We start from the raw sequence: 10,419 nt of genomic DNA on the forward strand, positions 1-10,419 counted from the left end.
CTTATCCCGCAGTTAGCGTTCTCGTTTACAAGCTATCGTGAAAGAAGAGTTTCGCGGTTGCTGAAAGAAAATAGTATTCCTCTCCACTTAGAAGATAGTGGTGCGATTTATAGCCAGACTGTTACGGTGAGTGCAACTAAGTGTATAAAGCCGACATGGGTAGGTCAATTGCCCAATCTATTATCGGAGGATTGGTTAATGAAGCGTCAAGGATTAAGTCAACAGCAAAATAAATCCCAGAATAATATTCATTCGAGTAGTGGTTGGTTACAGCGGGCAGCGGTGCGTGAGTTGCCGGGGAAAGAAGTAGAATCTGCGGTTGTTGGGGAATCGGGTTTGAATCTGAGTTTTGTGAAGGTGCCTGTGCATGGAGGTGGATTACCTGTTGTGCAGAGGAAGTTCACTATTGGAGCGGCTGGGGATAGGTATGAACAAGAGGCAGATAGGGTAGCATCTCAGGTGGTTCAACGGAAAAATGCCCCAGATACATCCCTGATGACACAAGAGCCGTTATCACATCGTCTGGAAGCATCGGAAGAGGAAGCAAAACTTGCAAAACCAGAGATAAGCTTACTTCAACGTGAAATAGCGTTAGCCCAAATCCAGGGTGAAGAGATGCGAGAAGAATTACAGATGAAACCGATGGTGCAGCGACGTGCTGACGGTGGGGAAGCTTCTGGGGATTTGACATCGGGAATCAACCGGACGCGGGTGTCGGCAACGCCAGCAGTTCAGTTGCAGAGAATGGCGGATAATCATTCTGCTCAACAACAGCAGCCCATCCAAAAGAAAGAAAACAATACGGGTTTACCTGATAATTTAAAAACGGGCATTGAAAACCTCTCGGGGTATTCAATGGAGGATGTAAAAGTGCATTACAATTCTGAAAAGCCTGCGCAATTACAAGCACACGCTTATGCTCAGGGTACCGTTATATACTTAGGACCTGGACGTGAAAAACACCTACCTCATGAGACCTGGCACGTGGTACAGCAAAAGCAGGGAAGAGTAAAACCCACAATACAGATGCTTGGTGAGGTGAAAGTGAATGATGATGTGGGTTTGGAAAAAGAGGCGGATGTGATGGGTGCTACGGCCATAAATATGAAACCAAAAGATAATCAAAGTAAATCGGTTGCAAATTCTGTTGCTCAAAAGAAGGGTACTGGGTTGCATGGATTTGGAATTGCTAATAATCGACCGGAGGCAATATGGCCAAGAAAATTGAAAGAGATGATGTTTAAAACTGACCAGGAAAAGAAAACGACTCAAAAAATTATTCAGAGAAAGATTGAGGAGGTGAGATATAACCCTGATGAGAATGTGAATACCATAAACGGAATAATATCAAAGACGAAAATACAGGCAATAAAAGGCAACCAATCATATAATTTATGGGATGTCGTATCCTTGAAGGAAGGTCCGGATATTAAAAACAAGGATGGTTATAATACCCAAGACCGCGCCAAACAGGCAACTGGGAAAATAGTGAGTGCGCCAGGTGTTCGGGGCAGATCGGTCGAACCATATGGAAAAATAAGAGAGTTAGGGAAATTTGAAAGGAAGGCACTCTCCGGATACCTACCGGAAGGCGCAATTGATACAGGTCATTTACTAGCTGATAAATTTTTTGACACTGAAAAAAAGAATATTGCGTACAATGGTGGTAACCTTGCCCCGCAAGACAAAAAGTTCAACCGACAAGCATATCAAGCTCTAGTGGAAAATGTGGATCTCAGCTCAAAACCTCGATTGACAGTAACACTAAACTATCCAGCAGACTACAAGGTGAGTTTACAAACTTTAGTGGACTACAACGTACTAGAAAAAAAAGATTCGAGTAAAATCGACTTGATTGACGTAGGATTAGATCAGGAGTTAACCATACCAGCAAGGCTCCCCAGTGAATGGAAGGCGGCATTAGAACCTACCGAAAAACATAAGATCACCCCCCCGACGGACAAGATAGCAGGCAACAGTGCTGCAAACGGAACGAATCCAGAATATTGGCACACAGAAAATCCGTTTGGGTGGCAAATAAAAGAAACAACCTATGGTTACACGGCAAGTTTTGTGCAGGGACACCCATTGTTATCCCTCAAGGGGGAAATAGCACCCGTGGAAAGAATAATCGAGTTTATAGGCCTCGACATGACCCCGACCCAAGTCGAAGAACACAAGCAGATCTTGAAATATGTGGAGGAAGGAAGAAAGAGAGCTCAGACGGAATATAAGGCCATTGCAAGTCAAATAGAGGTCGAAAGGTCCAATATCGCAGTGCAGCATGCACCCGAGACACAAGGAATAGGGGTCCAGTCGGCCCCGACTACTTACGAAAAAGGCGTGCAGAATACAACAGAGAGAAAAGACGCCTCAACGAATGCCCAAGGACCCACAATGATTGATAAGAGCACGGAGACGGACATGAACCTCGCCGCCACATTGCTCCCCGAGTTGTTGGAACGAGGAATAGAAGACCTAGAAGACCAGAAGGAGAAGGAAACACTGAAAAGGTTGATAGGAAAGGTAATTAACAACACAGAAAATGTAAATGTCGAACCCAAGGAACCTACACCAAAAAGACCGCGACAAGAAGATCCAACACCGAGTGTTCCATCCCACATATAAAAACCCCACTGGGACAACGAATAAATAGACAACACTTCAGTGCGATCGCCGTACTCGTTGTGCTAACGCTGATCTAGTAGGTTGGGTTGAGGAACGAAACCCAACAAATCAACCAACCCATCAACCCCACCCTTAACCCATTGACACCACCGCCCCACATATTCCTAAATGCGGTTATCATCCGCACCTTGCTCATAAAGCCGAGAAACCTTGTCCAACATCCGTTCAATGCTTTTCTTCGCTATCCTTAACCCCTGCCGACAGCACGTAGGTTGGGTTGAAGAATGAAACCCAACATTATATCCACCTTTTTTCACTTTCATTTGTTGGGTTGCACTATGTCCTTACGGACACGCTACGCTAACGTTTAACCCAACCTACATTTATTATTTACTAGGAAGAATTGAGTACGTAAGTTGGGTTGAGGAACGAAACCCAACATCATATCTATCTTTTTTCACTTACATTTGTTGGGTTGCACTACGTTTAACCCAACCTACATTTATTCTTTACTGGGAAGAATTGAATATCCCAACTCTCGTTCTCAATTCCCATTGCGCTGCTTCAAGTAATCACTCATCGTTTTGGTGAGCAGGGGGAGCAGGGGGAGCGGGGGGAGAAAAAATCTGACAGTACGTAGGTTGGGTTGAAGCCTGTAGGTTGGGTTGAGCAACGAAACCCAACATCCCCACTGATTTCACAACATTACGATATCTAATTTGATGTTCCTTTCCCCAAATGTTGGGTTATTTCCTCCGGACACACTTCGTTAACGCTACAGATCTACCCAATCTACCAACTAAAGTTGAGCTTAAATGTAAATTTGGTCGGATAAATTGCTGTTGGGGGGAGATTATAGTTTGCTATTTAGCCTCGTAGGTTGGGTTGAAGCATGAAACCCAACAAACCAAACCCAAATTGTACCAATGAGATTTGTGCAAATTCCGCGCTTTTCAAAAGTTTCATAAGCACTCACAGGCAGCGCTAAATATAAAATACGTGTTGAATCACTAATTTCTAAAACCACTCGTTTTGCCATACTCTTGACTGCAATAGCTACTTCCCATCACGCTGTTTCAAGTAATCACTTAGAGAAAGAGCGGGACTTTTTTTTGTAGACTTTCTGGTTTGAGCTTTTGCAGATGCTTCTGGTTGACTTTTCCGTACTTCTATACGACCAATGGTAACTTTAATTGTAGGTGATGGCTGAGGTTCTGCTTGATGCCGTCTAGTTTCTATTTGGGTATGAATTGAGGACGCATTTTTAACTAAATCTTCCCTTGGAGAGATGACAGAATTATGTTTATTAATATCTGGTTCAACTCTTGAAATACTGTTTTGAATTTCAGGTTTTTCTACAAAGTCAGTATTGGTATGCTCGTCATTTACTAGATTTAATCGGATAGATTGCTGTGGTGTAGAAACTGGAGTTTGCGATTTAGAATTACTTGCAAGTATTGATTCCCCAGTTTGTGCTTTGATAGTTTCCCCGGTGTTAGTTTTTTCTATCCTTTGTTGTTGTAATGGATTTTGTAAGTTTAACTGCGCCGTATTTAACTGTATATCTGGCTTTACAGAAAATTTTGTTGTCTCAACCCGATTTACTTGAGGAGCTAAGGCTTGCTGTTTCAAATTGGGCTTAACAGTTTTTGGTGCAATATTTTTGTTTACACCATCATATTTTTTAGTTTGCTGCTTGGATGTAATTTTATTAGGGCTAGGATTTTCAACACTGCTAATGTCTAATTTATCTACTCCTGCCACTTTTTCTGAGGGTTGATTTTGTGTATTTGTAAATTGCTCTGGTAATTGTTTACGAGTATTATCGGAATTTTGATACGATTCCGACTTCGGAATAGATATATTGAAATCCAACTCAACATCAGCTTCCACAGATTGCGATATTGGTTGTAAATGATTTACCTGCGGTACTATATTCGGTAATATATCCCTTTCACTGTTAATATTATTGGAACTAGTAGCAGTTGTACTACTATCTTCCTTTGGTGTTTCTACAGATATTATTGTTTCCCCATCGTCTGCATTCGGAAACTCAATCTCTTCTGAAACTTGCCTTAGTTCCGACTTCGGAATAGATGTATTGAAACTCAACTCAACATCAGCTTCCACAAATTGCGATGCTGCATTCAAATGATTTACCTGCGGTACTATATTCGGTGATACCTCCGTTTCCCTGCTGACATCAGAATTATTTAATCCACTCAAAAACCTCCGCGTTACTTTGCGCTCACCCTTGCGCCCCTCTGCGTTTGAATCATAAAATCCCAATTCCAACGAATTATCTTGCTTTATCGTTTCTCCAGCTTCTGAAACCTGCTTTAATTCCGACTCAGAAGTAGATGTATTTAAATCCAACTCAACATCAGCTTCCACAGATTGCGATGCCGCATTCAAATGATTTACCTGGGGTACTATATTCGGTGATACCTCCGTTTCCCTGCTGACATCAGAATTATTTGATGTAGTTAAAAACCTCCGCGTTCCTTCGCGCTTACCCTTGCGCCCCTCTGCGTTTGAATCATAAAATCCCGATTCCAACGAATTATCTTGCTTTATCGTTTCCCCAGCTTCTGAAACCTGCTTTAATTCCGACTCAGAAGTAGATGTATTTAAATCCAACTCAACATCAGCTTCCACAGATTGCGATATTGGTTGTAAATGATTTACCTGCGGTATTATCTCCGTTTCCCCGCTGAAATCAGAATTATTTAATCCACTCAAAAAACTCTGCGTCCCTTTGCGCTCAACCTTGCGCCCCTCTGCGTTTGAATCATAAAATCCCGATTCCAACGAATTATCTTCCTTTATCGTTTCCCCATCATCCCCAACCTGCCGTAATTCCGACTCAACATATTGAGATTCTACTCCCAGAGAACCTTCGTTTAATCTTGGCATAGCTGATGATAATCCCTTGGAAGGTACCAGAGACATAAAATTTAAATCTGGTTCATCATCAATAAATGTTGAAGGCTCGGGTTCCGGTGATGCATCTTCTGTATAATCACCAGGCATTACAGGCAAATTTAAATACATCGAATGCATCAAAGGCTCTACAACGGGTATTCCCCCTATAGCGCGTGCAGTCATCGTAGCGATAAAGTCATTCATGAGCCTATCAAGTCCAAATACATTTGTCTTCTGATGCTGCTCATGGACAATATATCAGCTTCTCGCCATCCGTAAAACCGCGCCAGAGTATGTACTTCTTGCAACAATCGTTTTGCCCGAGCCGTGAGTTCCGTCCAGAAAAATGACACAATATCAAACAGCAACTGCCAAGAATGTTGGCAAGCCGGACAACTTAGGTTTAGGAGTATTTCCGCTTGAGGATCGCATTCAGCCATTTGTTGCACAAGTTGATTGATAACCGTTGCAGACAAGTCATCATAATCAAGGGAATTACCGCTTTGACTAGCTTGGAGAATGCAGCATTGCATTAGCACAGAATTAGCTTTATTAACATCCTTATAGCCCACAATGGCAGCTAAATCTTTGCTATTTGGTAAGCGAAATTGTAATTCCACCCCTTCCACCTGCAAGTTATATTTTTCAACTTTGGGTGACAAGATTTCAGCAACGCGGATATCCGGGATGTTGATATCAAATTCTAGGCGATCGCCACAATTTGGACATTCAGCCAAGCCATTCATTTTCTGCCCAAAGGTAATTTCTCTAAGGGTTAGTAAATAAGCATCCCGCTGTCCAATACTCAAACATGCGAGCTGCGGTGGAGAAATTTCCGGACAAGCAAAAGCAAGTAAAGTCAACGCTCTATCCAAAGGATGCTGACTTTGTCCGATTTCCCAAATTCTTAAAATCTGCTGGGCTGATAAAGGACGCATAGTGTTAGTAGTTAGTGGTTAGTGGTTAGGAGTTAGAAATTATCTTCCCCCTCTCCCCACTCTTCCCCCTCTACCCCCTCTCCTTGTTAAGGAGAGGGTTGGGGTGAGGTTCCTAAGCCGCTGGATCTTCGTAACTTGGCTCACTTGGTTCAACTACAGATTCATCCCTAACCCAACCGTCGTTTTGCAAAGTAATTGACTGAATCGCCACCGCATTAGCACTAGCATCAAGTTCGGGTAGAGCCTGATATTCCGATACCCAACAACCGAAAACATTATATGAAATAACTTTTTGACCGGCTTCATTATAAACATCAATAATGATGTCTTTGCGAAAGTCAGCTAATGATACTTCCTGAGTGCGTGAATCTGCTGGAGCTTGAGCGTTATTAAAACTCCATACTTTATTTGCCCATTTCTCGAAATCCAAGTCGTGAGTAACTCCCCTTTCTAAGGTAATGGGTTCGTACTTGGATTGTCCGGGGGATGTACGTACCGTACTGGGGTCTCCTCCTACCCGATGTTCCACAACTTCAGTGGTTCGTTTGAGCATTCCCACTTTACTAATACCAGCTACATATTTACCATCCCACTTCACCCGGAATTTGAAGTTTTTATAGGGGTCAAAGCGGTTGGCATTAACGCTAAACTGTGCCATTATTTACTCCTTAAGTTGCAATATTACCAGCGATTTGTTGGAATTTTATGATCACAAACTCCGCAGGTTTGAGGGGTGCATAACCGACAATAATATTAACGATGCCTCGATCTATATCATTTTGAGTGGTAGTGTCTTTGTCGCATTTCACAAAATAAGCTTCCTTGGGGCTGCTGCCTTGGAATGCCCCTTGACGGAAGAGATTGTTCATAAAAGCGCCAATATTTAACCTAATTTGCGCCCATAAAGGTTCATCATTGGGTTCAAATACCACCCACTGAGTGCCGCGATAAAGACTTTCTTCCATAAATAATGCCAAACGTCGCACCGGTACGTATTTCCATTCCGAAGCAAGTTGATCTGCACCTGCGAGAGTTCTGGCTCCCCAAACTACATTGCCATATACGGGGAAACTACGAATACAATTTAAACCCAATGGATTTAGAATACCGTTTTCGAGATCGGTCATTTTATAAGCAAGTTGACGAACGCCAGAAACTGATGCTTCTATTCCTGCTGGAGCTTTCCATATTCCTCTTTGAGCGTCTGTACGGGCGAATATACCGGCGATAATTCCGCAAGGCACAAATTCCTGAATGCGATTTTCTTTTAACGGATCGGGCATCTTTAACCTGGGAAAATACGCAGCCGCATTGGTAGCAAAAGCATTACCTAAAGCCGAACGTAAGTCATTTACACCATCTTTTGCAGCACCAATTGTTTTCCAATTTGCTGGAGGATCTACAATCAGCATTGCTCGACGCTTTTTGCAGTATTGAGCTGCGGGAAACAAAGTAGTTACTGCATCAACTGAGTCTCCGGGGTCTCTAGTTATTGGTGGTATGCATAAAATATTAAATATATCCGCCGCATCTAAAGCATAAATACCTGTAGAAGGGCCGCTATTTGGGTCGTCTGGATCGCTTTCTTCTCCCGTATAGTCACCATAGGTAGGCAAACTACCATTAGCACCTCCAGAAAAACTAGCATCTCCTACTGATGGACGTTCGCTAGGGTTATTCGCAACGCTGACTAGTGCAGACTCTTGTTCTAAAACTGTAGTCACAAACCTAGGGGAATCTTCATCTGCGGAAATGTTACGAAACTCTTCCAATACTGCGGGTTGATTTAAAGGCTGACCATCAGCATCTTGGACTTGTTGAATTTTGAGATTGAACAGAGGGGCTTCATTCGGTCTTTGGGGTCTGGTTTCGTAATTTACTACGGCTTTCAAACCGTTCATCCAATCCCCTTGGCTATTAGCTTCTAATTCCAGCCCCCCTACAGTTGCAGTTGCTTTGGTTGCATCACTAGCAACTACTCGGATAATAATTGCATCCGTACCACCATTGAGAAAATACTGCTGTACGGCGTAGCTCATGGTACTCTTAACCCATAAGCCACCAAACTGACGATCAAAGTCGGCGAAGCTTTGAATTCTTACTGGTTTATTTGTCTGTCCTCTGCTTGCAATTCCGATAAAAGCAGTTATGGAGGTTGCAACCCCAACAATAGTACGTACACCACTAGGGATTTCTTCTATATAAACACCTGGATAGGTGGGAGCGGTAGGCATAATTTATTCCTCTCTAATAACTTTATTACTTACAACTTATTTTCATGACTATTAATTTTGAGTGAGTTAGGGAGTCGCATCACGTCCGACTAAAATTTCAATATCAGCTTTATTTGGATCGGGTTTACCTTCTTCTGTGGCTTTTTCATGTTTATTAGAAAATTGAATTTGGTTGAGATTTTCCCCTAGTAATGACACAGCCCCCGTACCCAAGAAAATTTGGGGTTGATCGAGTTGAATTTCTTTATCGCCAACTTTGTAAGTTAGTTTTTCTTCAGAACTATACAAATTTGATGTAATCAGCAAAAAGCTAATCTCTCCTTTATCTCCTTGTGCAACGTTAACAACTTTGTCTGTGTCACCTGGTTGAATAGCGACTTCGATTTTGTTATAAGCCTCAACCTTTATATCTTCATTAAGGGAGGCTTGGGGTCCTCCCGAAACTTTTGCGCTAAGTTGAACTTTGATATCTACCATTGAAAGTTTCCTCACAAAGTATCAAATACTAAGAAAAAAATGTCTGTCACACAAAAAATAATATTTTTGTCAATAGCTGTTAAAGAACCACTATATTTATGCATGTAAATATAAAAGCAAATGTATTCCGAAATTACACGTTTTTTTCAGAAAAATCACTATTTTTTAATATTTATAATTCTCAGGTTTGTGACTTAAGCTGAATGCATAAATATTGTCAACATAGAGTTTGACATAGTTGTAATTCAAGTTTTTATTGTTAATAATTGAAAATGTAAGTTTTAAGGAAAACTCGCTGTATGTTAGGAAATCTTTTTGCTTGGTTAATACTAATTCCCTTTATTCTTGCGTTTGTTGTTGGGTTTCTAGCTTACGATTTTCAAAAGCCGACTGTACCACCAGATGGAGAATTAAACAAACCGTAACAAGTTAGGAATTATGAGTTAGGAGTTAGTAATAATTTACTTACTCTTAACTTTTGACTCAGAATTTTCTTGTTTGTTTGTATTGGTTTCTGTTTGAGAGTCTCCCTGCAAAAATTTAAACTCGGATTCAGGTAATTCCAATCCCAATCTCTTTTTAGCAAAATTCTTCACCCAGTTAAAAACTTGTGCAAAAGAATTTACAAGCGATTTGATAGTATTCTCTACTAATTTTTCTGGTTCTTTATTTGGCGATTCCATCCATTGGCGAAACTTCCAGCCAATGGTAAACCCGATGTGCCATACCCAAAGAACGAACACCACCACTAATAACAACAGCATCAAAAGCAATATTGCTGTTTCTTTTAATAAGTTCCAGGTTTTAACTAGAGCCTGTTGATAAATTTTAGCGGTGTTTGGGCTAGAGAGGTTATCCCAAAGAACATTAGCTTGATATTGGATGAGCTTCATGGTTTTTATTCTTAATCACCCATACTCATGAATTTACTTGCAAATGATAACTTCGGTATACCGAAATCTGTTTTTAGCAACAATTTGTATCATTTTTTGTATTGCAGATTGCAAATTATTCACCATAGTCGTGACTATTCAGGTAAATACGGTGAATAAAAATTTGTGTTATTACTGCTAGAAATATATCAGATAAACAAAGGCAGCTACTTCTCGCTACTAGTCTATATTTCATTTATTCGATATTTAATTTATTTTTAACCTATCCACCCAACTAAGTATGATACAAGGCTTTCAGTATAAATATTACGCTACGTTATATTT

The 10,419-nt window shown here is 41.1% G+C and carries 8 protein-coding genes; 2 read left to right on the plus strand and 6 right to left on the minus strand.

Annotated elements, in window-relative coordinates:
• Window positions 1-57: 57 nt before the first annotated feature.
• Entirely contained in the window at window positions 58-2,628 is a 2,571-nt protein-coding gene (locus tag RIV7116_RS34565; RefSeq protein WP_063721474.1) for a DUF4157 domain-containing protein, read from the plus strand.
• A 1,056-nt stretch (window positions 2,629-3,684) separates the two neighbouring features.
• Here RIV7116_RS34565 and RIV7116_RS25100 read toward each other — a convergent pair.
• The 5 genes from RIV7116_RS25100 to RIV7116_RS25120 all read right to left on the minus strand — a co-directional run bounded on the left by RIV7116_RS25100 (window position 3,685) and on the right by RIV7116_RS25120 (window position 9,202).
• Window positions 3,685-5,757: a hypothetical protein gene (locus RIV7116_RS25100; protein ID WP_015121135.1), complete on the minus strand. Its 2,073-nt coding sequence runs from the start codon at window positions 5,755-5,757 to the stop codon at window positions 3,685-3,687.
• The gene (locus RIV7116_RS25105; protein ID WP_015121136.1) at window positions 5,754-6,491 is read right to left on the minus strand and encodes a T4 bacteriophage base plate protein; all 738 of its coding nucleotides are present in this window, start codon (window positions 6,489-6,491) and stop codon (window positions 5,754-5,756) included. The genes RIV7116_RS25100 and RIV7116_RS25105 overlap by 4 nt, the downstream gene beginning before the upstream one ends.
• A gap of 112 nt (window positions 6,492-6,603) precedes the next feature.
• Window positions 6,604-7,149, minus strand: coding sequence for a phage tail protein (locus tag RIV7116_RS25110; RefSeq protein WP_015121137.1), 546 nt, complete (start codon window positions 7,147-7,149; stop codon window positions 6,604-6,606).
• A 10-nt stretch (window positions 7,150-7,159) separates the two neighbouring features.
• Window positions 7,160-8,725, minus strand: coding sequence for a phage tail sheath C-terminal domain-containing protein (locus RIV7116_RS25115; RefSeq protein ID WP_015121138.1), 1,566 nt, complete (start codon window positions 8,723-8,725; stop codon window positions 7,160-7,162).
• Between the two features lie 66 nt (window positions 8,726-8,791).
• Entirely contained in the window at window positions 8,792-9,202 is a 411-nt protein-coding gene (locus RIV7116_RS25120; RefSeq protein ID WP_015121139.1) for a hypothetical protein, read from the minus strand.
• 299 nt (window positions 9,203-9,501) lie between these two features.
• Between RIV7116_RS25120 and RIV7116_RS37435 the strand changes: the two genes are divergently transcribed.
• Entirely contained in the window at window positions 9,502-9,627 is a 126-nt protein-coding gene (locus RIV7116_RS37435; RefSeq protein ID WP_015121140.1) for a hypothetical protein, read from the plus strand.
• Between the two features lie 36 nt (window positions 9,628-9,663).
• Here RIV7116_RS37435 and RIV7116_RS34200 read toward each other — a convergent pair whose 3' ends face one another.
• Window positions 9,664-10,095 carry a hypothetical protein gene (locus RIV7116_RS34200; RefSeq protein WP_015121141.1) on the minus strand — a complete coding sequence of 144 codons (432 nt, stop codon included), beginning with the start codon at window positions 10,093-10,095 and terminating at the stop codon, window positions 9,664-9,666.
• Window positions 10,096-10,419: the final 324 nt, after the last annotated feature.

The sequence above is a fragment of the Rivularia sp. PCC 7116 genome (assembly GCF_000316665.1).
GTDB lineage: Bacteria > Cyanobacteriota > Cyanobacteriia > Cyanobacteriales > Nostocaceae > Rivularia.

Bases quoted from the DNA above. Each gene is read 5' to 3' on its own strand.
- RIV7116_RS25100 (WP_015121135.1), bottom strand. From the start codon at position 5,757: ATGAATGACTTTATCGCTACGATGACTGCACGCGCTATAGGGGGAATA.
- RIV7116_RS25105 (WP_015121136.1), bottom strand. From the start codon at position 6,491: ATGCGTCCTTTATCAGCCCAGCAGATTTTAAGAATTTGGGAAATCGGA.
- RIV7116_RS25110 (WP_015121137.1), bottom strand. From the start codon at position 7,149: ATGGCACAGTTTAGCGTTAATGCCAACCGCTTTGACCCCTATAAAAAC.
- RIV7116_RS25115 (WP_015121138.1), bottom strand. From the start codon at position 8,725: ATGCCTACCGCTCCCACCTATCCAGGTGTTTATATAGAAGAAATCCCT.
- RIV7116_RS25120 (WP_015121139.1), bottom strand. From the start codon at position 9,202: ATGGTAGATATCAAAGTTCAACTTAGCGCAAAAGTTTCGGGAGGACCC.
- RIV7116_RS37435 (WP_015121140.1), top strand. From the start codon at position 9,502: ATGTTAGGAAATCTTTTTGCTTGGTTAATACTAATTCCCTTTATTCTT.
- RIV7116_RS34200 (WP_015121141.1), bottom strand. From the start codon at position 10,095: ATGAAGCTCATCCAATATCAAGCTAATGTTCTTTGGGATAACCTCTCT.